Origin of the sequence: Marivita sp. (assembly GCF_017643905.1) — a bacterium.
Classification (GTDB): domain Bacteria; phylum Pseudomonadota; class Alphaproteobacteria; order Rhodobacterales; family Rhodobacteraceae; genus Marivita.
This window is the reverse complement of sequence record NZ_JAEPMO010000090.1, coordinates 1-19,449: the sequence shown is the minus strand read 5'-3', so window position 1 is coordinate 19,449 and position 19,449 is coordinate 1. Positions and strand designations below refer to the sequence as shown.

At 58.2% G+C, this 19,449-nt stretch carries 22 protein-coding genes; 14 read left to right on the top strand and 8 right to left on the bottom strand.

Annotated elements, in window-relative coordinates; all coding sequences use genetic code 11:
* The 4 genes from JJ869_RS14790 to dnaQ all read left to right on the top strand — a co-directional run.
* Positions 1-527 (top strand): Maf family protein (locus tag JJ869_RS14790; RefSeq protein ID WP_292268223.1); only part of this gene is annotated, 527 nt, incomplete at its 5' end.
* Complete coding sequence (locus JJ869_RS14785; protein WP_292268222.1) at positions 524-1,357, top strand: shikimate dehydrogenase; 834 nt, start codon at positions 524-526, stop codon at positions 1,355-1,357. The genes JJ869_RS14790 and JJ869_RS14785, both read left to right, overlap by 4 nt.
* On the top strand, positions 1,354-1,947 hold the full coding sequence (gene coaE / locus JJ869_RS14780) for a dephospho-CoA kinase (protein ID WP_292268221.1): 594 nt from the start codon (positions 1,354-1,356) through the stop codon (positions 1,945-1,947). Before JJ869_RS14785 ends, coaE begins: the two co-directional genes overlap by 4 nt.
* Entirely contained in the window at positions 1,940-2,629 is a 690-nt protein-coding gene (dnaQ, locus tag JJ869_RS14775; protein WP_292268220.1) for a DNA polymerase III subunit epsilon, read from the top strand. The genes coaE and dnaQ overlap by 8 nt, the downstream gene beginning before the upstream one ends.
* A gap of 3 nt (positions 2,630-2,632) precedes the next feature.
* Here the strand turns inward: dnaQ and secB are convergent, their stop codons facing one another.
* Both secB and JJ869_RS14765 read right to left on the bottom strand, forming a co-directional pair.
* Entirely contained in the window at positions 2,633-3,139 is a 507-nt protein-coding gene (gene secB, locus JJ869_RS14770) for a protein-export chaperone SecB (RefSeq protein WP_292268218.1), read from the bottom strand.
* 66 nt (positions 3,140-3,205) lie between these two features.
* On the bottom strand, positions 3,206-3,700 hold the full coding sequence (locus tag JJ869_RS14765) for an FxsA family protein (RefSeq protein WP_292268217.1): 495 nt from the start codon (positions 3,698-3,700) through the stop codon (positions 3,206-3,208).
* Between the two features lie 104 nt (positions 3,701-3,804).
* Between JJ869_RS14765 and JJ869_RS14760 the strand changes: the two genes are divergently transcribed.
* The 3 genes from JJ869_RS14760 to JJ869_RS23190 all read left to right on the top strand — a co-directional run bounded on the left by JJ869_RS14760 (position 3,805) and on the right by JJ869_RS23190 (position 6,088).
* Entirely contained in the window at positions 3,805-4,467 is a 663-nt protein-coding gene (locus tag JJ869_RS14760; RefSeq protein ID WP_292268216.1) for a Tim44/TimA family putative adaptor protein, read from the top strand.
* Between the two features lie 38 nt (positions 4,468-4,505).
* The gene (locus tag JJ869_RS14755; RefSeq protein ID WP_292268215.1) at positions 4,506-5,507 is read left to right on the top strand and encodes a murein transglycosylase A; all 1,002 of its coding nucleotides are present in this window, start codon (positions 4,506-4,508) and stop codon (positions 5,505-5,507) included.
* 233 nt (positions 5,508-5,740) lie between these two features.
* A complete protein-coding gene (locus JJ869_RS23190) occupies positions 5,741-6,088 on the top strand; it encodes a Smr/MutS family protein (RefSeq protein ID WP_366510463.1) in 348 nt (115 codons plus the stop codon).
* Here JJ869_RS23190 and bchO read toward each other — a convergent pair.
* From bchO to crtA, 4 genes are read right to left on the bottom strand one after another with little or no spacing between them, the layout of a single operon-like run.
* The gene (gene bchO / locus JJ869_RS14745; RefSeq protein WP_292268213.1) at positions 6,055-6,915 is read right to left on the bottom strand and encodes an alpha/beta fold hydrolase BchO; all 861 of its coding nucleotides are present in this window, start codon (positions 6,913-6,915) and stop codon (positions 6,055-6,057) included. The genes JJ869_RS23190 and bchO overlap by 34 nt on opposite strands.
* Before the next feature lie 4 nt (positions 6,916-6,919).
* Positions 6,920-8,608 carry a magnesium chelatase subunit D gene (locus JJ869_RS14740; RefSeq protein ID WP_292268212.1) on the bottom strand — a complete coding sequence of 563 codons (1,689 nt, stop codon included), beginning with the start codon at positions 8,606-8,608 and terminating at the stop codon, positions 6,920-6,922.
* Positions 8,605-9,609 carry a magnesium chelatase ATPase subunit I gene (gene bchI / locus JJ869_RS14735; protein WP_292268211.1) on the bottom strand — a complete coding sequence of 335 codons (1,005 nt, stop codon included), beginning with the start codon at positions 9,607-9,609 and terminating at the stop codon, positions 8,605-8,607. Before bchI ends, JJ869_RS14740 begins: the two co-directional genes overlap by 4 nt.
* Entirely contained in the window at positions 9,606-10,313 is a 708-nt protein-coding gene (gene crtA, locus JJ869_RS14730; RefSeq protein WP_292268209.1) for a spheroidene monooxygenase, read from the bottom strand. Before crtA ends, bchI begins: the two co-directional genes overlap by 4 nt.
* Positions 10,314-10,435: 122 nt before the next feature.
* Between crtA and JJ869_RS14725 the strand changes: the two genes are divergently transcribed.
* The 3 genes from JJ869_RS14725 to JJ869_RS14715 are packed head-to-tail and all read left to right on the top strand — an operon-like array spanning position 10,436 to position 13,511.
* On the top strand, positions 10,436-11,986 hold the full coding sequence (locus JJ869_RS14725; protein WP_292268207.1) for a phytoene desaturase: 1,551 nt from the start codon (positions 10,436-10,438) through the stop codon (positions 11,984-11,986).
* Positions 11,983-13,023, top strand: a complete 1,041-nt coding sequence (crtB, locus tag JJ869_RS14720; RefSeq protein ID WP_292268205.1) for a 15-cis-phytoene synthase — start codon at positions 11,983-11,985, stop codon at positions 13,021-13,023. The genes JJ869_RS14725 and crtB overlap by 4 nt, the downstream gene beginning before the upstream one ends.
* Before the next feature lie 5 nt (positions 13,024-13,028).
* Complete coding sequence (locus tag JJ869_RS14715) at positions 13,029-13,511, top strand: TspO/MBR family protein (protein WP_292268203.1); 483 nt, start codon at positions 13,029-13,031, stop codon at positions 13,509-13,511.
* On the opposite strand, the gene crtC is transcribed toward JJ869_RS14715, so the two are convergent.
* The gene (crtC, locus tag JJ869_RS14710) at positions 13,508-14,380 is read right to left on the bottom strand and encodes a carotenoid 1,2-hydratase (RefSeq protein WP_292268225.1); all 873 of its coding nucleotides are present in this window, start codon (positions 14,378-14,380) and stop codon (positions 13,508-13,510) included. The genes JJ869_RS14715 and crtC overlap by 4 nt on opposite strands.
* On the bottom strand, positions 14,335-15,927 hold the full coding sequence (gene crtD, locus JJ869_RS14705) for a 1-hydroxycarotenoid 3,4-desaturase CrtD (RefSeq protein WP_292268201.1): 1,593 nt from the start codon (positions 15,925-15,927) through the stop codon (positions 14,335-14,337). Before crtD ends, crtC begins: the two co-directional genes overlap by 46 nt.
* A gap of 72 nt (positions 15,928-15,999) precedes the next feature.
* Here crtD and JJ869_RS14700 point away from each other — a divergent pair, with 72 nt between their 5' ends.
* The 4 genes from JJ869_RS14700 to JJ869_RS14685 all read left to right on the top strand — a co-directional run.
* Entirely contained in the window at positions 16,000-16,875 is an 876-nt protein-coding gene (locus JJ869_RS14700) for a polyprenyl synthetase family protein (RefSeq protein WP_292268200.1), read from the top strand.
* Between the two features lie 67 nt (positions 16,876-16,942).
* Positions 16,943-18,022 (top strand): methyltransferase, encoded by a 1,080-nt coding sequence (locus JJ869_RS14695; RefSeq protein WP_292268198.1) that lies wholly within the window; start codon positions 16,943-16,945, stop codon positions 18,020-18,022.
* 144 nt (positions 18,023-18,166) lie between these two features.
* Positions 18,167-19,108: a chlorophyll synthesis pathway protein BchC gene (bchC, locus tag JJ869_RS14690; RefSeq protein ID WP_292268196.1), complete on the top strand. Its 942-nt coding sequence runs from the start codon at positions 18,167-18,169 to the stop codon at positions 19,106-19,108.
* A partial coding sequence (locus tag JJ869_RS14685; RefSeq protein ID WP_292268194.1) for an AAA family ATPase occupies positions 19,105-19,449 on the top strand: 345 nt, incomplete at its 3' end. The genes bchC and JJ869_RS14685, both read left to right, overlap by 4 nt.

Sequence of the window (19,449 nt, the reverse complement as noted above, 5' to 3'; positions counted from 1 at the left end):
TCGATGTCATCGTCGCACGAATCGACGAAGACACCGTTCGCCGCGCATTGGAAGCGGAAGAGGCATCGCCCCGTGATATCGCCGATACGCTGGCGGAGATGAAGGCGCGCAAGGTGTCTGACAAGACGCCCGGCGCGCTGGTGTTGGGGTGTGATCAGGTTCTGGCCGTGGACAAGACAGTTTTCGCCAAACCGCAAACTCCCGACGAAGCGCGTACGCAGCTTAAGATGTTGCGAAACAGGTCTCACCAATTGTTGTCCGCGGCGGTCCTGTATCAGGATGGCGAGCCGAAATGGCGCCATGTCGGTGTGGTCCGCCTGTCGATGCGGGATTTTTCGGACAGCTACCTTGATGGGTACATCGACAGGAATTGGGACAGCATTCGCCACTCTGTCGGAGGGTATAAGCTCGAGGAGGAAGGCGTACGGCTTTTCACACAGATCCAAGGTGACTATTTCACGGTGCTCGGACTTCCGTTACTTGAACTTCTGAACCACCTTACTTTGACCGGACGGATCGACGGATGAGTGACAGTAAAATTCCCCTGGCCGCTGTTATTGGCCACCCGATAGCCCATTCCAAAAGCCCGAATGTGCATGGCTACTGGCTTCGGAAATATGGTCTGAAGGGCCATTACATCCCGATGGACATCGCACCAGACAAGTTGGCTGATCTGTTGCCGCGTTTGGCTAACCTTGGATTTGTCGGGGCAAACGTCACGATCCCGCACAAGGAAAAGGTGATGGAGATCGCGGATCTGATCACCGACCGCGCCACATTGATCGGAGCAGCGAATACGCTGATCTTCCGCAAGGATGGAAGAATTCACGCCGACAACACCGATGGGTATGGCTTTATCGAGAACATCCGTCAGGCCATACCTGACTGGAACCCGAAGTCTGGGCCAGCCGTCGTGTTTGGCGCTGGTGGTGCCAGTCGCGCGGTTTTGGCATCCTTGCTGGATGTCGGTGTTCCAAATATCATGTTGACCAACCGGACACGGATTCGTGCGGAAAAGCTGAAGGAGGATTTCGGCAATCGCATCCAGGTGATTGAGTGGGTTCAGGCGGGAAATGTGCTGGAAGATGCGGATCTCGTGGTGAACACCACATCCCTTGGCATGACAGGCAAACCTGAGATGAGGGTGCCTTTGGACGGCCTGAAACCGGGCGCCATCGTCAATGACCTTGTTTATACGCCGTTGCAAACGCGGTTGCTGGCGACGGCGGAACAGCAAGGATGTCGGGTTGTCGATGGTTTGGGCATGTTGCTTCACCAGGCGGTTCCTGGGTTTGAACGCTGGTTCGGGAAACGGCCCGTGGTGGACGAGAACGTACGGGCGGCAGTTTTGCGGTGACGTTCAAGCTTGGTCTCACCGGATCCATTGGGATGGGGAAATCCACAACGGCAGGGCTTTTCGCAGAGGCTGGATGCGCGGTTTGGGATGCAGACGCGGCTGTGCATCGTCTTTACGACACGGGAGGCGCGGCGATCCTGCCGATGGAGGCCCTGTTTCCTGATGCCATCTCGGATGGAGCGGTTGATCGAGCGGCGCTTCGGACGATCATCGCGGGTGATCCCGGAGCGTTGAAACAGATCGAAGCTATTGTGCATCCTTTGGTACGGGAAAACCGGGCACAATTTGCAGCAATGTCAGATGCGGACATCCTGGTTTTTGACATTCCCCTACTGTTCGAAACAGGGTCCGAAACGGAGATGGACGCGGTTGTATGTGTCACTGTTTCACCTGAAGAGCAGGAAAAGCGCGTTCTCGACCGGGGGACCATGACGCTGGATCAGTTTCGCGCAATCCGAGATAAACAGATGCCGAATGACAAGAAATGCGAACGGTCCGACTATGTGATCGTGACCGATACGCTTGAACATGCCCGTGCGCAGGTCCACGATGTATTGAAGCAGATACGGAAACGAATGACCAATGCGTGAGATTGTTCTCGATACGGAAACAACGGGTTTTGAGCCTGAGCAAGGCGACCGGATCGTCGAGATCGGCGCGGTCGAGCTGTTCAACCATGTCCCGACGGGAAAAACCTATCATCAGTACATCAACCCCGAACGCGCCATGCCGCAAGAGGCGTTTGAGGTGCATGGCTTGGGCGACGATTTCCTTCGCGACAAACCCGTCTTTGCCGATATCGCGCAGGAGTTTGTCGATTTCATCGAGGACGCAAAACTGGTCATCCACAACGCAGCCTTCGACATGAAGTTTCTGAATGCTGAGCTGTCCTGGGTCAAACGCGCACCGATTCCTTTTGAACGCGCTGTCGATACTTTGGCAATTGCGCGCCGCAAGTTTCCGGGTTCACCTGCGTCTTTGGATGCGTTGTGCCGTCGGTTCGGGATCGACAATTCGTCCCGCACACTTCACGGCGCGTTGCTCGACTCCGAGATTCTGGCCGAGGTGTATCTTGAACTGATCGGGGGCAAGCAGCCGGATTTCGCTTTGAATGTCTCGCAGGACAAGTCGGGTGCCGGTGAAGGAGCGGTCGAATGGAGGCCCAAGCCGCGCCCTGCCCCTTTGCCGTCCCGTCTGAGTGAAAACGAAAAGGCGGCTCACGCCGCCTTTGTCGAAAAGCTTGGGGACGCCGCTTTGTGGAAGCGGCTGTAACGCTTAAGCGTTTGCGGTTTCAGCCTGCTGTGCGCTGGCGCGGCGCGCCAATTCCGTGCGGTAAAGCTGAAGAAAATCAATCGTTTCAAGGTTCAGCGGCGGGAAGCCACCGTCCCGTGTGACGTCGCTGACGATGCGGCGCACAAACGGGAACAACATGCGCGGGCATTCGATCAGCAGGAACGGGTGCAGCTGCTCATCCGGCACGTTTTCGACCTGGAAGATGCCAGCATATTCGAGTTCGAGAACAAAAAGCGTATCGCCACTTTCCTTTGCCTTGGAAGACACCTGAAGTTTCAGGATCACTTCATACTGGTTCGCTGTTGTCCGCTTCTTGGCATCAAGATTGACCTGAAGCTGTACGTCGGGTTGCACTTCGCCCTGAACGCCCTTTTGAGCAAGGATGTTTTCAAATGACATGTCCCGCACAAACTGCGCGAGGACGTTCATCTTGACGGGTGCCTGCTGCGGTGCTGCACCATTGCCAGCGGTTTCCGGCGTATCAGCCATGTGTCTCTCCCTCGGATCTAACCGTTACAAAAGTTGACCGTTGCTTATCAGTCGATGTGCCAAGCCTCAATGCTTCGTCCAGCCAGAACCCTGATGCGTTGGTTTTTTGGTCTCTGACATCTCGTGGTACTCGCCATCAATGACGGTGTCGCGCGGCCGACGGGTGCTCTGGTCCGAAAAAGGATCAGGGCGCGGCCCCATCTCAAAACGCTGCACTTTGATGTTTTTTCGTATGTAAGCGATCAGCATCAACCGAACGGGTGGCGCCAGCAGTGCAAAACCGACGGCATCTGTAAAAAACCCGGGTGTCAGTAACAATGCGCCAGCCAAAAGGATCATCGCACCATGTGCCAACGGTTCTGACGGATCTTCGAGCCGCGAGAACGACCCTCGTAGATTGTTGAGCGCCATCAACCCCTGCGATCGGACCAGATAGGTGCCAAGGATTGCGGTCAAAATGACGATGCCGAGCGTTGGCCACAGCCCGATCAAGCCGCCGATTTGGATGAACAATGCGATTTCAATCAGCGGAACGAGCAAAAAAGCCACAAATAGCCACATATCAGGGCACTCCTTTCACTGGGCGTGCGGTGGACTAAACATCGCCCAACACCTACATAAGGACACAACAACGACGTTTCCACTTTGGTCTGGGCGAGGTCCTGATGAATTCTCCGCTGATACAGCTTTTGGTGCTTGCCGGCATCGCCGTGTTCCTGATCCTGCGCTTGAAGAGCGTGTTGGGTACACGAGAAGGTTTCGAAAAGCCTCCGCTCCCTCGGCAACCCGAGCCGCATTCGTCCACGCGTCGGGATTTTGAAGTCATCGAAGGTGGCCCTGACCACGACATCGTGGATCATGTCGAAGCGGGAAGCGACGCTGCTGATGCACTGGCCCGCATGAAACGGGCTGAACCGTCCTTTGGTGTCGGAGACTTTCTTGGCGGTGCGCGCGGCGCCTACGAAATGATCCTGATGGGGTTCGAACGGGGCGATCTTGCGGAGATCAAACCCTTCCTTGCCGACGACGTGTACGAAACCTTCGCGGACGTGGTCGAAGCCCGGAAGGAGCAGGGATTGACCATTGACGCAGAGTTTGTCGGCGTACGCGAGATGTCCTTGATGGATGCGACCTTTGACGAGGCGAGCGCCATTGCTGAAATCACGGTGAAGTATATTGGGGAATTGACCTCGACCGTGCGAGACAGTTCCGGTGAGATCATTGAAGGGTCGCCGACCCAGGTTAAGCGGCAAAAAGACGTTTGGACCTATGCCCGCCGTATGGGTGTAGATGATCCGAACTGGCAGCTTGTCGCCACGGGCGAATGATCCGGAGGCTGGGCGCGGCCATAAGTCTTGGTGTTTTGATGGCAGGACCTGTAGCGCCCAACGAGCCCGAAACGCAGTATGCGATCCTTGGATTCGAGGATCTGGACGGTTGGGCCAATGACGATCATGCATCGGCCTTGACGGTTTTCAAAAACACCTGCGCTGACCTTGATGAACCGGATTGGGCGTCGTTGTGTGCCTTGGCGGTCGATGCAAAGGACGCGCGTCAGTTTTTTGAACTGTTCTTTCGCCCAATGCTGATCACAGATGGCAAAGAGCCGTTGTTCACCGGCTATTTCGAACCCGAACTGTCCGGTTCGCCAGTTCGAACCGCGCGCTACCGTCATCCCATCTACAAGAAGCCACCCGAGGCCAATGACCAGCGCCCATGGCTCAGTCGTCGTGAAATCCTGACCAGTGGGGTGATGGAAGGGCGCGGTCTTGAGATTGCGTGGGTCGATGATCCTGTCGAAGTGTTCTTCCTGCAGGTACAGGGGTCTGGACGTGTCCGCTATCCTGACGGTCGCATGATCCGTGTCGGATATGGGGGTGCCAATGGGCACAATTATCGATCCATCGGACAAGAGCTTGTCCGGCGCGGCGTCTATCAACCGCATCAGGTGTCCGCGGATGTGATCAAGAACTGGGTGCGTCGAAACCCGGTCGATGGTGAGAACCTTCTTTTTCACAATGATTCCTACGTCTTTTTCCGCGAAGTCAGCCAAGTTCCTGCCGACAAGGGACCGCTGGGCGCGATGAACCGGTCGATCACGCCAATGCGGTCGATTGCGGTTGACCCTGCGTTCACGCCGCTGGGTGCGCCGGTCTGGATCGAGAAAGACGGAGCCAACCCGCTGCGACGTTTGATGATCGCGCAGGACACAGGCTCTGCGATCAAAGGCGCGCAAAGGGCGGATGTGTTCTTTGGTACTGGCGATGAAGCTGGTCTCGCGGCAGGCCGGATCAAGGATCCTGGCCGTATGGTTGTCTTGATGCCGATCCAGCGTGCCTATGCGTTTCTTCCTGAGGCGCTTCAATGAGCCGGCGCAGGCTGCGGCCCGAAGAAAAAGAACTTTGGCAGAAGGTTACACATTCGACAAAACCCCTGCCCCAAGCCTTGCGCCGGGCAAAGGACACCGCAAAACCGACGGTCCAGCGGAAGAAAGAGCCTGAGCCTTTGGATTTGCCGACCGCGTTTGGCATAGGCACAAAAGCAACGCCTTCAACGTCCTTGGTTCGGAAACCACAAACCGCCGCTCCATCGAAGCCAGTGATGGACACCAAGACCTATGGCAAGATGAAGCGCGGCAAACTGGTGCCCGAAGCGCGCATCGATTTGCATGGCATGACGCTCGACCAGGCGCATCCGTCGCTCACACGGTTTATCCTGACATCATACTCGCGCGGCTTTCGGCTGGTTCTGGTGATCACCGGCAAGGGTCAGAAAGACGATCCGCACGATCCGATGCCGCAGCAACGCGGTGTGCTTAAGCGGCATGTTCCTTTGTGGTTGAGCATGGCCCCGTTGAATACAGCCGTGATGGACGTGACCGAAGCGCATATCCGCCATGGTGGCGGTGGGGCGTATTACGTGTATTTGCGCAGAACCTCTCGTAGCTGATCTGCCACCAAGGCTGGCGCTTCTTCATGCAGAAGATGTCCATAGCCCTCTAACGTCAGAACCGTTGCATTCGGCATCTTCTTCGCGCTGTCATTCACGGATGACGGAGGTACAGCTTTGTCGTTCGCACCGACGAGGAAAGTGCAAGGGACCGTGATCTTGGGCAGGTCCGCGACCAGACCATCCAGCTTCCATTGCGCCATCATCAAGAGTGTTCCATCGAGATGTGCATCGCTGCGGAAAAGTTTGGCGTAGAGGTTCAGGCCTTCGGGCGAAATCTTGGAGCCTGTTGTTTCCATCAAAGACACCACTTGCCCCGGCCCGGACATCTTACGTTTGATCATCTTCGCCATGATCGGGCTGAGCGCGACAACGCGGGCGGCGATCGGAAACAGAACCCCGGCCAAGCCTTTGAACGGCGTCAAAGCCGGGTTCACGGCAACCAGAGGTATCCGCCCACCAGAAGATTGCAGAAGACGCAGGGCCAATGCGGCCCCGGCAGAATGCGCTAGGATCGCTTTCGGGTGCCAGCCCTCGTGGTCGATGAGCGCTTGAACATCCTGCGCCATCAAAGGCAGGGACGATCTGTGCCGTGATCCGAGTTTGGTCTGGCCGTGACCGGGTAAGTCAATTGCGATGACATGGTGGTCCCGCGCAAGATCGTCCATCACATCGCGCCACGAATGGGTCGATCCGCTTGCGCCATGCAGAAGCAAGATGGTGTCGCCCTGCCCCATTTCCTGAACATGCCAGTGATGTGGGCGCACATCGACAAAACGAGAGTGCTCGGCGTGGGGCCAACCCGTCAAGGTTTCTGCAGCGCCCATCGGTTCACCCGCCAAGCGCCGTTTCGATGGCTTGGCTGAGGCCCTTGGCATCAGCGCGGGGCAGCGGGATGTATTTTGCGTTCATGACCCCGCAAAGCGTACGCAAGTCTCGATGCGGTCGCACAGAGGTGTCGATCATGGCGCTGGGAATGTTGAGCGATCGTACATGCCGCGCCATCGCTTGCGCATCGTCATTTGCCGCAGCACGACCGGTTTTTCCGGGCAGCGGAACGTTCGCGCGGCCGTCGGTCAGAACGGCGATGGACGGTGACAGACCTTGTGCCCGAACGCGCTGGGCAAGTTCGGCCGCCGCCTTGAGGCCAGAGGCAAGTGGTGTGCCGCCCCCGCCCGGAAGTCCGGCCAAACGGCGTTTGGTCTGAACGAGGGACCGTGTCGGCGGCAGGATCAGATCGGCGCTTTCACCGCGAAAGGCGATCAGGGCAACGTGATCCCGGCGGGCATAAGCATCGGCCAGCATCAGCTCAACTGCGCCTTTCGCTTCGGACAGACGGGCGACGGCAGAGGAGCCAGAGGCATCCACGGCAAAGATGACCAGTCGGTCCGAGACTTCCTGGAACACTTTCACATGGATGTCGGATGGGTGGATGATCACCCCGATATGCGTCGGGTTGTGCTGGCGACGGATGGTTTGCCATGGCACAGCGGCGCGCAGCGTGGCAACCAAATCAATCCGATTGCCGCCATCCAGCCGCCCTGCCCGCGATGGTAAAGGCCGTCCCCGTCGATTGCCGCGCTTCTTTTGTCCCGCGCCGCCGCTGCCGGATGCAGTTTTGACGCGTCCCGTTCCTTCGAGCATTGCCAACACGTCAAAAGGAAGGACAGCCTTGACCGCGTCGATCAGTAATTCATCGGGCAGGTTGAGGTCTGACTCGTCCTGATCGGGACTTTTCGTATCGGGGCTGTCGTCGGGGTGGGTATTGTCCTCTTGTGTGTGCTCTTCCTCTTCGACCGGCATTTGGGTCGCGCGATGGGCATAAACCAGTTGCACAGCGATCTGCAGATCGTCTTCGTTGACCGTTTTGCGGTGATTCAGAGCCGCATTTGCACGGGCTGCTGCTAGGGCAATCAGCGGAGCGCGCAGGCTGTCGATGCCGAACCGTACGGCAGTTACCGCAAGTGCGGCTGGGACATCTTCGGGGATCGTAACGCTGGACAATCGGGCGCGCGACGCCGTGATATCGGCCTCATTCATGACCATCTCGGCCAGTGCTACATGACGAAGCCCTTCCAGATCGACGCGGAACGCAAGTCGTTCGGTCAGGGTTCGTGGTGCGATCTCCTCGTTCTCGGCACCTTCGTCCAGAAGGATAAGCGCATGGCCGATGTCCGTGTCGAGGCTTTGGGCAAGACGTGCGGCAAGACCGGGTTCGCAACGCTCGGCCATTGTTAAGACAAGTGGTGTCGGTGTTTCCAGAATACCCTTGGCACGGATGATCTGACCGCGTGTGAGCGTTTCGCCGATGTCGACGCCGCCAAAGAGTTGCAGATCCGAAATCGAGGGCGCAATGCGCCGCGCTTTGGGAAACAGCGTCTTGATCGGAGTGCAGAACATATCGCGCACCGGTCCGGCGCGCGCGCGCAGATGAAGGCCCCCCAACCCGGCTGGGTCGATCGCCAGAAGCGTCAGGGCAAGTTGACCCTGCACGTTAATGGCAGAGGGGTCTTCTCTCATGCAAAGACTTCCTCGACGGTGCGATCCACCCGTGTGGAAGACCCTGCATCATCAAGCGGATCACGGCGCAGGCGGTGGCTGAGTGCCATGGAGGCCACAGACCGCAAGTGATCGCGAGTGACGACAGGACTACCTTTGTATGCGGCGAGCGCGCGTGCGGCGCGAAGAAGCGTCAGCTCACCGCGCAGACCGTCCGATCCGATAGCCACACAAAGGCCGGCGCAATCGCGCAGCGTGTCGTCGGGTGCGTCGATGGTCTTGAGAGCGTCGCGTGCGAACAGGATCGCATCGCGGATCTTTGCGTCTTCGACAGACCATTTTTCGACAAAGGCGTCGGGGTTTGTATCGAACGCAGCGCGGCGGCGGATCACTTCGACACGTTCTTCAATATCGTTGGGCGATCGGACTTCGACAGAAAGGCCGAACCTGTCAAGCAATTGCGGGCGTAGTTCGCCCTCTTCCGGGTTGCCGGAGCCGACCAGGACAAACCGCGCATCATGACGGACCGACAGACCCTCTCGTTCGATGACGTTTTCGCCGGATTGCGCCACGTCGAGCAGCAGGTCGACCAGGTGGTCCTCCAGCAGGTTCACTTCGTCGATATAGAGGTATCCCCGGTTGGCTTTGGCCAGAAGTCCCGGTTCAAAGGCCTTTTCGCCGCGGCTGAGGGCGCGTTCGATGTCGAGGGCACCAACAAGACGGTCTTCGGTTGTCCCAAGGGGAAGGTCGATGACGGGTGTGGGCACATTGATCAGCTCGCCCGAGACTGGATCGGCCCATTCCGGCATGTCGTCCTGCGTGGCTGCGTTTGTTGCGCTGCCCTTGAGCTTGGTGATTCCAGGTAGCAACGCCGCAAGCGCACGAACTGCCGTGGACTTCCCAGTGCCGCGATCTCCGAAAACCAGAACCCCGCCAATGCCGGGGTCGATGGCGGTGAGGATCATGGCCAGTTTCATCTGGTCCTGACCGACGATGGCGGAAAAGGGAAACGGATGTCTCATGCGGCGATATCCTTGAGAATGCGAGGGGATTGGCCTTCCCAGCTGCCGATTTCGTCGGCAACGCGGAAACGGGCATAAAGCTCTTCCCGGAACCACTTTCCTTCACGGACGGCGCGAATGGCTTGTGCGTGGGGACCGTTGTTGCGTGCGAACTCTGCCATGCTGTGGGAATCGGGCCAGATGGAAAAAGTGATCTGTTGCAGCAACGGAACTTCGCCGATGCCGATCTTGAAGAGGACGTTCGGGTCTTGACCGATCACGCCGCTGATGTCGGGAACGCGCTTCCAGAACTGCGCGGCGACTACGGGGCGCACAGTCGCGCGGGTCAACGCAGCGATGGGCCCGGTCTGTGGGGGCGCTTCTTCGGTAAAGGGAGTATTGCCTGACCAAGCGCCTCGGGCGGAGTAAGGCGTTAGAAACACGGTCCAATGTTCCGACGCCTTGGCGCGGTAACGCTGAAAGATCGTTTCGCCCGCTTGTGCCTGTTGTGCACGTTCAAGATCGGGCCAGACCGTCAGGATGGCATAGACGGATGTGTTGGGAATGGGTGTGAAGCCTTCGCCGGTGCCTGATCCGCAGAGTTTCCAGAACTGGAGACCATCGATTCGCGGCAGAGATAGGCGGGCTGCACCCATCATTGTCAGCGCCCACATCCGCGAAAGCGGAGTGGCAAAGCGGTAAAAGCTCAGGCTCACGGTCTGCATTTCGGTTCCCATAGTGTCAACTTAGTCTGACATATTATGATGCAGCAGGGAAGATATTAAATAATTTGACGCACCCCTCGGCAAATTATTGTAAAGTAAAGTTGACAGTATATCATGAGTGAATGATGACCAAACTTGATACGGCCCTTGCGGCCCATTCCGACAAGCTGACTTCGGCCCATGCTGTTGTGATTGGTGCGGGCCTTGGCGGACTGGCGTCTGCCATGCGATTGGGCGCGCTGGGATACCGCGTGACCGTAATCGACAAACTGGATGTTCCGGGTGGGCGAGGGTCGTGCATCTGGAAAGACGGGCACCGCTTTGATCTGGGCCCTACCATCGTCACCGTGCCGCAGGTTTTCAAAGAGTTATGGGCGGTCTGTGGTAAGGATTTCCACGAAGAGGTTGATCTTCGTCCGCTTGACCCGTTCTACGAAATTCGCTGGCCGGATGGGTCGAAATTCACGGCGCGTCAAGACACCAACGCGATGCGTGAAGAGGTACGGCGGTTGTCCCCGGGGGATGTCGCCGGATACGACAAATTCCTGCGTGACAGCGAAGAACGCTACTGGTTCGGGTTCGAAGATCTGGGCCGGCGATCGATGCACAAGCTGGGTGACCTGATTCGCGTCCTTCCGCGCTTTGCCATGCTCCGCGCGGACCGGTCAGTTTATGCCCACGCCGCCAAGCGCGTAAAAGATGAGCGGTTGCGCATGGCGCTGTCGTTTCATCCGCTGTTCATTGGCGGTGATCCGTTCAATGTGACCTCAATGTATATCCTCGTGTCGCATCTCGAAAAGGAATTCGGGGTCCATTACGCGATGGGCGGTGTTGCGGCAATTGCCGAGAACATGGCCAAGATTATCGGTGAACAAGGCGGCACGCTGCGCATGGAGACCGAGGTTGACGAGATCCTCGTCAAGAACGGTCGTGCCCGCGGGGTCAAGCTGGCGTCGGGCGACATGCTGACGGCAGATATCGTGGTGTCGAATGCCGATGCAGGTCACACCTATGATCGTCTGCTCCGGAACCAGCCGCGCAAACGCTGGACGCCGACCAAGCTGAAATCACGCCGTTGGTCGATGGGCCTTTATGTCTGGTACTTCGGCACCAAGGGCACCCGCGACATGTGGAAGGATGTGGGGCACCACACCATTCTGAACGGTCCGCGTTATAAAGGTCTGGTGCGCGACATCTTCATGAAGGGCAAAGTATCCGACGACTTCTCATTGTACGTCCACCGCCCCACGGTGACTGACCCGAGTGCCGCGCCGGAAGGGGATGATACTTTCTATGTGCTGAGTCCGGTGCCGCATCTGGGACATTCCGATTCCGCGGACTGGAAAGACATTGAACGTCAATATCGCGTGCGTCTGACAAAAGCACTGGAAGAGCAGTTGTTACCCGGCTTCTCGAGTCGCGTGACGGCCAGCGAGGTGTTTACGCCCGAGACCTTCAAGGACCGATATCTGTCGCCTTATGGATCAGGGTTCTCAATCGAACCGCGCATCTTACAGAGCGCGTGGTTCCGGCCGCACAATGTGAGCGAAGAACTCAAGGGTCTTTTCCTGACCGGTGCGGGCACCCATCCCGGTGCGGGTTTGCCGGGTGTGATTTCCTCGGCTGAAGTTTTGTCTCAGCTGGTGCCTGATCCTGCGCTGGTGCGCGGATGAGCTGTTACGAAAGCGATATGGAAGCCTGCCGCGAGGCGATCCGGCATGGGTCGCTGTCGTTTCATGCGGCGTCAAAACTGTTGCCCGCTAAGGTTCGTGACCCGTCGCTTGCGCTTTATGCGTTTTGCCGATTGGCAGATGATGCGGTTGATCTTCAACAGGAAAAGGCGGCGGCGGTTCTGAGGCTTCAGGATCGGCTTGAAAAGATTTACGACGGTCGCCCTGAAAACGCGGCGGCAGATCGGGCGTTCGCGCGTGTGGTCGAAGAATTCGACATGCCGCGCGCTTTGCCGGATGCCTTGCTTGAAGGTTTGGCATGGGACGCGATGGGGCGTCGCTATGAAACTCTGTCGGAATTGTTCGACTACTCCGCACGTGTCGCATCAGCCGTTGGAGCAATGATGTGCGTGTTGATGCGCGTGCGTGATCCGGATGCCTTGGCGCGTGCCTGCGATCTTGGCGTTGCGATGCAGTTGACCAACATTGCCCGCGACATCGGAGAGGATGCGTTGGAAGCACGGATCTACCTTCCGCTTGAATGGCTGGACGAAGCGGGACTCAGCCCTGACAGTTTTCTGGCCAATCCAAAGCCGACCAAGGCCATTCGACAGATGACACGACGCCTCGTGATGCAGGCGAACCGTCTTTACATGCGATCCGAAGCTGGAATTGGCGCGCTTCCTGTCGCGTCTCGCACAGGCATCTATGCGGCACGGTTCATTTATGGCGGGATTGGCGGGCAGGTTCAGCGAAGTGGATATGATTCCATCTCGTCGCGGGCGCGCACCTCGAAGGCCCAAAAGCTGGGCTGGGTGTCTGTGTCTGCCGTGAAGGCCGCGATGACGGTGGTCATGCCGAAATCCGCTGTTCTTTATGCCAGATGCTTGCCGGAAACCGAATTTCTGGTCCGCGCAGCGGGCTATGAAAACACGCATCGGTCGCGGTCGGATATGGTGTTCGAGGCCCTGTCTCAAGTTGCACAGCGGGAGAGAGAGCAACGTGAAGCCTTGAATGGTTCGCACGGCCGGCTTACCTGACGCTCATGTTCTGGCTTTTATTCGGCATTTTTCTACTGGCCTGCTTTGCAGCGGGTGCAACCGGCGGTCTGTTTCCGCCGGGGCCGTGGTATCGCAAACTGAACAAACCATCCTGGACCCCGCCGGACTGGCTGTTCCCGGTTGCCTGGACAACGCTTTACCTGTGTATGTCAGCCGCCGGCGCACGCGCAGCGATGAGCCCGGACAACGCTGTGGCGATGGCGCTTTGGTCGTTGCAGATTGCGCTGAACGGACTTTGGACGCCGGTGTTTTTCGGCCTGAAGCGGATCAAGCTTGGTATGTTCGTTCTTGTCGGCCTTTGGCTGTCAGTCGCTGCAACGATCTATGCGCTGTTGCAAGTCGATCTGATCGCGGGACTTCTCTTCATGCCATACCTGCTTTGGGTGACCATCGCGGGCGCACTGAACCTGAGTGTCTGGCGGTTGAACCCGGATGAGGCGAACAAAAAAGCGCCTGCGGTCACCTAACCGAAGGTCCAGTTCCTGCGCCGTGGCACGCGAACAGCAAGCATCGGTTTGAGAAGCGGTGATCTGAATCGTGTCAGATCAAGTGCCTCGTGTACGCCAACTGTCTTTTCCCCGTTCAGACGTGTTTCCACCATGGAGCGGGAATAGAACGGGGCGTCGAGCATGTTCATCACCTGCCGCGGGCGAAAGCCATAATCGCCCCGTGTTTCACGCCGAACCGCCCAGAGCGAGCGTTTGAATTCAAGCTGCGGGGGAAGGTCGATTTCCGTCGCAGTGCCATCAGGATCAAAGTGGAAGCCTGACCCAAGCTCCGATCCATCCAGCCGGGTGGCAGCATAGAAACACGTGCTTCCGCCTGCGGTCGGGTATCGGCCCCATGTCCAGTACGAGAAGTCCTCTTCCAAAGCGCGGGTACCAAAATTGGCATCGAAATAGCCGTGGCCGTCCCATTGCCAACCGGGCGCTTCAAGATCAACGGAAATGTCCGAAACCGGGCCAAAGGGCCGCCAGATATGCGCGCCATCTTCGGTCAAAGGCAGCTCGACCGACGTGATGGCGCTGGGCGTGACCGTGATGGTTCCGCGCACACGACTGATGAGCGGTGGGCCGGAGATTTCGTTGATGTCGATCACAAGCTTGCCGCCCGCCCAGCGCATCGACGACGGACCAACGGTCAGGCTGTTGGCAGTCTGACGCAGGGCAGGGGCGCCACGGTCGGTCATGGTGAACCGTCCACGAGGCCCATAAGTTGCGACATTGATGCAGACATGGTCCTCGGGATTCTTGCGGCCCGACCAGCGATACCAGGGGGAAAAGACCGATCCTATGAATCCAATGACCGATACGGCACGCTTTCCGTCGCTGCTGATTCCATCGACGTACCACCACGCGTAACCGTTTTCCGGGACATCGAGATTGAAGTTCGGTCCGTCACAATCGCCGCGGCCGCGTGCTTGCCGGAGAGCGCCGCCATCGGGACGCCCGCCCCCGGATGCGCCCCGCCGCCCGCCAGATACAGACCCTTGATCTGCGTGCGTGCCGTCGGACGTTCCAAACCGGCTGTCATCCCGTGCGGGGTCTGCCCGTAAAGCGAACCGGCGCTGCCGGGGAAGAGCGCGTCGAAGCTCTTCGCCGTCGTCAGGCCGTCCGGCCCCGGTTCCGGCGAGAAGCTCAGACCAAAGCGGCGAAGAGTTGGGAACGTCCGTGTGTGACATATCTCGTAGTCCTCGGGCTGGGCCGCGCGTTGCGTCAACGGCGGAGTATTCATGATGATCTCAAAGCGCTCAGTCTCAGGGGGAGGCGCATTTTGCCCCCGATCTTCGGCGCAGACGTAGAGTGCAGGGTGGGATGGGATGTATCCGCGTTCGATCTCGGCGAACTCGTTCTTGGCAGGGTTGCTGAAAAAAACGTTGTGATGCACCAATGGCAGGTCTGACGGCTTTGCTGCAAAGCTCCATACATTGGCGGAATGGCTGCGCGCGCGTTTGGTTGTGATGGTTGCGACCGGGGATGTCGCCTCACCCAACAGCCCAAAAGCCAAAGCGCGGGGATCACCGTTGAAGACGATCTGATCCGCATAGACGGTTTCACCGGATGTGAGCGTGACGCCAGAGACACCGTCCAAAGCGGTGTTGATCTTTTTCACCGTTGCATTGGTGCGGATTATGCCGCCCTTGGCCTCGATCAAGGACGCGATGGCTTTGGCAAGCGCGCTCATCCCGCCTTTGACGCACCAGACCCCACGGGCCTCTGCCTCCCAAATCAAAGCAAGAAGGGCCGGTGAGCGATCAGGCGACCCGCCGACATAGGTCGCATATCGACCGAAGAGCTGCCTCAGTCGGGGATCGGTGAACGAGGTGGCGAGCAGACGTTTCAGCGTTTGCCCCACACCCATGTCCCGAATGAGCGCCGGATGTTTCATCACATGCGCCGTCAATGCAGTGAGCGACGGTTCGGCCTGCCGCATCATCGGATCGCTGAACCCTTTGAACAGCCGCGCTGCGCGTTCGGCAAATGCCAGAAACTCTGTCTTTGCCTTGGATCCGGCAAGTTCGCCAATCGCATCAGCGCTTTTTGCCCGATCCTGAAATAGATCAAGCGGTCCACTGTCAGGCCACCAGTGACGGGCAAGGATGTCTTGCGGGATCAAGGTGACATGATTGGTCAGCGTTTCGCCCACATCATCGAACAGCGCTTCGAACACATCGAGCATTGTCAGAACGGTTGGACCTGCGTCGACACCGTTGACCTGACGCATCTTTCCACCCGGGACAGACTGACGTTCGAGGATGGTCACGTCGAATCCGCGATGCACCAAGGGCAGGGCAGTTGCCAATCCTCCGATCCCCGCGCCGATCACGATGACGCGCCCAGAGCTGTGCCGTGGCTTTTTCATCATCGAATTGTTGACTCGCATTTGCCAAGTGTCCAGTATGGTTTACACTAGTGTGTCAGATCAAGATGACAACACATTGTTTAGGAGCGTTCGATGGGACTTCACACCCGGATCAATTCTGCAGTTGAGGCAGCAATTCGCATCGGACAGGCCGGAACACCGCCTGCTAAGCTTTCCGAGGCTCTCCACTACGCCTGTACGCCGGGTGGCGCGCGTATCCGTCCAACGATTCTCATGTCTGTCGCGATGGCCTGCGGGGATGATTCGCCCAAGATGGCGGACGCTGCGGCTGCCGCTTTGGAGCTGATCCACTGCGCGAGCCTTGTACATGACGACCTGCCGTGCTTCGACGATGCGGATGTTCGGCGTGGCAAACCGTCGGTACATCGCGCCTATTCCGAACCGTTGGCGGTTCTCACAGGCGACTCGCTTATCATTCTCGCGTTCGAGGTACTCGCGATGGCGGCGGAACATTCGCCCGACCGCGCCGTTCGATTGATCCGCATCCTGTCGCGCCAGTCCGGTATGCCCTTTGGTATCTGCGCGGGCCAGGGATGGGAAAGCGAAGCAAAGATCGACCTTTCGGCGTACCATCAGTCCAAGACAGGGGCCCTGTTCATTGCCGCGACCCAGATGGGCGCGATCGCTGCGGGTCAGGATGAAGAGCCTTGGTTCGAACTTGGCGCCCGCATCGGGGAAGCGTTCCAAGTTGCCGACGACCTGCGCGATGCACTTTATGACAGCGAAACGCTGGGCAAACCCGTTGGTCAGGACGATCTGCATGGTCGCCCCAACGCAGTGACTGTTCTTGGTGTCGATGGTGCGCAATCGCGGCTGCGCGATATTCTGAGTGGTGCGATTTCGTCGATCCCGTCTTGTCCGGGTGAAGCACAATTGGCCGAGATGGTGCGTCTGCAGGCAGAGCGCTTGACGCCGGTTCTTCAATCACGCACTGCCCGAGCCGGGTAACATGGCGCTCGCGTCGGATAGCCCGCCGGTCGGATACCGCCCAAAGCTTGGAGTGCGGACGCGGTTGATGCGTTTGATCGCCCGACCGGGATTCCAGCGCTGGGCATCGGCTTTTCCACTGACGCGGGGTACTGCCGCCAAAGACGGGGCAGAGCTGTTCGATCTGGTTCAGGGCTTCGTCAAATCACAGGTTCTTTTCGCGCTGGTCGAGCTGCGTGTTTTGCACCGCCTTATGGACGGGGCGCTGTCCGCTGATGCGCTGGCACAGATGTCAGGTATGCGGACGGATCGCATGGAGCGTCTGATGATGGCCGCGACTGCGATGAAGTTGACCACGCGCGACCGGGCCGGGCGGTACAGTCTTGCACGGTTGGGCGCGGCGATGGTTGGTGTGCCCGGTTTGGAAGACATGATCCGCCACCATGAGGCGTTTTACCGGGATCTGAATGATCCCGTTGCGTTGATGCGCGGCGAGGTGGACACCGAACTTTCCGCCTTCTGGCCTTATGTGTTCGGTGCCGCAAATGCCACCGATCCCGAAACCTCAAAACGCTATTCCGATCTGATGGCGCGCTCTCAGCAGATCGTTTCGGCCGACACGCTTGCCGTTGCTGACCTTAAACGGACGCAGCACCTGCTTGATGTCGGTGGAGGCTATGGCGTTTTTGCCGAAGCGGCGGCGTTGAAGCATCGAGGAATGCACGCCACGGTGTTCGATCTGCCCGCTGTAAAGCCAAATGCCCGTACTCTGATGGAGCGTTCACAGGCGAAGGACCGACTTCGGTTCGTGCCGGGGTCTTTCCGCGATGATCCATTGCCGGAAGGCGCAGACACCATTTCGCTGATCCGCGTTCTTTACGATCACGAAGACCAAACGGTCGAGGCGCTCCTGTCTAAAATTTTTGACACTTTGCCAGACGGCGGTCGGCTTTTGGTGTCGGAACCGATGTCAGGCGGTGCCAAGCCCGAAGTCTCTGGCGATGTGTATTTCAGCTTTTACTGCCTTGCCATGCAGACCGGCACAGTGCGCAGCGCCGCGCGTATCAGCCAGATGTGCAAAGCTGCTGGGTTTACCTCTGTGCAGATCCACCGGTCGCGCCGTCCCTTTGTAACGACGAGTTTGATGGCGCTGAAATCCAACGGCTGATGCGTGTTCATCAGTTTACTTGTCAAAGTGTCTATTATAGTTGACAGATAAGTGTGTAAGAATAAACTGACACTATAACGTACCCTTGGCGTGACACCGGATTCGATTCTGCGAATTCACATCGCCAGACAGCAGGAGGTTGGGATGCAAACAAACGCCGTTGTGCTGAATGCACCTAAGACCCTTGCGTTGGAGACAGTTCACCTGACCGATCCCGGACCGGATGATCTGGTTGTGGACATCGCACATTCAGGCATTTCCACCGGTACCGAAAAGCTGTTCTGGACCGGCGACATGCCGCCCTTTCCTGGTATGGGTTACCCCCTGATCCCCGGCTATGAAGCCTCTGGTGAGGTTGTCGAGGCGGGCTCAAACACCGGTTACAAGGTTGGCGATCACGTCTTCGTGCCGGGTGCCAATTGTTATGACGGCGTGTTTGGCCTGTTCGGCGGCGCGACACGGCGGCTGGTCACAGCGCAGGATCGCGTGACTCGGATCGACCCGGGTCTTGGCGCCCAGGGTGCTCTTCTTGCGTTGGCCGCGACCGCGCGTCATGCGATGGCCGGTCTGGACAAAGCGGTTCCTGATCTGATCGTCGGACATGGCGTGCTGGGTCGGTTGTTGGCCCGTTTGACGCTGGCCGCCGGTGCGCCCGCACCAACGGTTTGGGAAATCAACGCTGATCGTATGTCAGGTGCCGATGGCTACGACGTGATCCACCCTGACACGGATGAACGGCGCGACTACCGCTCAATCTATGATGCAAGCGGCAATGGCGGTCTTTTGAACGATCTGGTCGGACGCATCGCCAAAGGTGGCGAGATTGTTTTGGCCGGCTTCTATACGCAGCCGCTCCAATTCGCATTTCCGCCCGCCTTCATGAAAGAAGCGCGGTTCCGCGTTGCTGCTGAATGGGCGCGCGATGACCTCGTCGCGACCCGCACATTGGTCGAAAACGGCGCGCTGAGCCTTGATGGTCTCATCACACATCAAGCTGCGGCTGCTGATGCTCCGAACGCGTACCGCACGGCGTTCGAAGACCCGACCTGCCTGAAAATGATCCTCAACTGGGAGACGCCTTCGTGAAAGACGACGTTCCAAATCTTAAAGACTTCGATCAGCGTTTGCGTGACGAGGCCAATGAAGACTTGGCCGACATCATCCCGGCTGAAGCAACGAAGAAAACCCAGATCATCGCGATCTATGGCAAAGGCGGGATCGGCAAATCCTTCACGCTGGCCAACCTCAGTCACATGATGGCCGAACAAGGCAAGCGCGTTTTGCTCATCGGCTGCGATCCGAAATCTGACACCACAAGCCTTCTGTTCGGCGGCAAGGCCTGCCCGACAATCATTGAAACCTCGACCAAAAAGAAACTGGCCGGGGAAGAGGTCAAGATCGGCGATGTCTGCTTCAAGCGTGGCGGT

What these genes read in the sequence shown, in the direction of transcription:
- bchI (WP_292268211.1), bottom strand. Translation starts at nt 9,609, where the DNA reads ATGAGACATCCGTTTCCCTTTTCCGCCATCGTCGGTCAGGACCAGATG.
- bchC (WP_292268196.1), top strand. Translation starts at nt 18,167, where the DNA reads ATGCAAACAAACGCCGTTGTGCTGAATGCACCTAAGACCCTTGCGTTG.
- secB (WP_292268218.1), bottom strand. Translation starts at nt 3,139, where the DNA reads ATGGCTGATACGCCGGAAACCGCTGGCAATGGTGCAGCACCGCAGCAG.
- JJ869_RS14715 (WP_292268203.1), top strand. Translation starts at nt 13,029, where the DNA reads ATGTTCTGGCTTTTATTCGGCATTTTTCTACTGGCCTGCTTTGCAGCG.
- JJ869_RS14785 (WP_292268222.1), top strand. Translation starts at nt 524, where the DNA reads ATGAGTGACAGTAAAATTCCCCTGGCCGCTGTTATTGGCCACCCGATA.
- JJ869_RS14755 (WP_292268215.1), top strand. Translation starts at nt 4,506, where the DNA reads ATGGCAGGACCTGTAGCGCCCAACGAGCCCGAAACGCAGTATGCGATC.
- bchO (WP_292268213.1), bottom strand. Translation starts at nt 6,915, where the DNA reads ATGGGCGCTGCAGAAACCTTGACGGGTTGGCCCCACGCCGAGCACTCT.
- crtB (WP_292268205.1), top strand. Translation starts at nt 11,983, where the DNA reads ATGAGCTGTTACGAAAGCGATATGGAAGCCTGCCGCGAGGCGATCCGG.
- JJ869_RS14760 (WP_292268216.1), top strand. Translation starts at nt 3,805, where the DNA reads ATGAATTCTCCGCTGATACAGCTTTTGGTGCTTGCCGGCATCGCCGTG.
- JJ869_RS14765 (WP_292268217.1), bottom strand. Translation starts at nt 3,700, where the DNA reads ATGTGGCTATTTGTGGCTTTTTTGCTCGTTCCGCTGATTGAAATCGCA.
- dnaQ (WP_292268220.1), top strand. Translation starts at nt 1,940, where the DNA reads ATGCGTGAGATTGTTCTCGATACGGAAACAACGGGTTTTGAGCCTGAG.
- JJ869_RS14725 (WP_292268207.1), top strand. Translation starts at nt 10,436, where the DNA reads ATGATGACCAAACTTGATACGGCCCTTGCGGCCCATTCCGACAAGCTG.
- JJ869_RS14695 (WP_292268198.1), top strand. Translation starts at nt 16,943, where the DNA reads ATGCGTTTGATCGCCCGACCGGGATTCCAGCGCTGGGCATCGGCTTTT.
- crtA (WP_292268209.1), bottom strand. Translation starts at nt 10,313, where the DNA reads ATGCAGACCGTGAGCCTGAGCTTTTACCGCTTTGCCACTCCGCTTTCG.
- JJ869_RS14740 (WP_292268212.1), bottom strand. Translation starts at nt 8,608, where the DNA reads ATGAGAGAAGACCCCTCTGCCATTAACGTGCAGGGTCAACTTGCCCTG.
- JJ869_RS14700 (WP_292268200.1), top strand. Translation starts at nt 16,000, where the DNA reads ATGGGACTTCACACCCGGATCAATTCTGCAGTTGAGGCAGCAATTCGC.
- crtD (WP_292268201.1), bottom strand. Translation starts at nt 15,927, where the DNA reads ATGCGAGTCAACAATTCGATGATGAAAAAGCCACGGCACAGCTCTGGG.
- JJ869_RS23190 (WP_366510463.1), top strand. Translation starts at nt 5,741, where the DNA reads ATGGACACCAAGACCTATGGCAAGATGAAGCGCGGCAAACTGGTGCCC.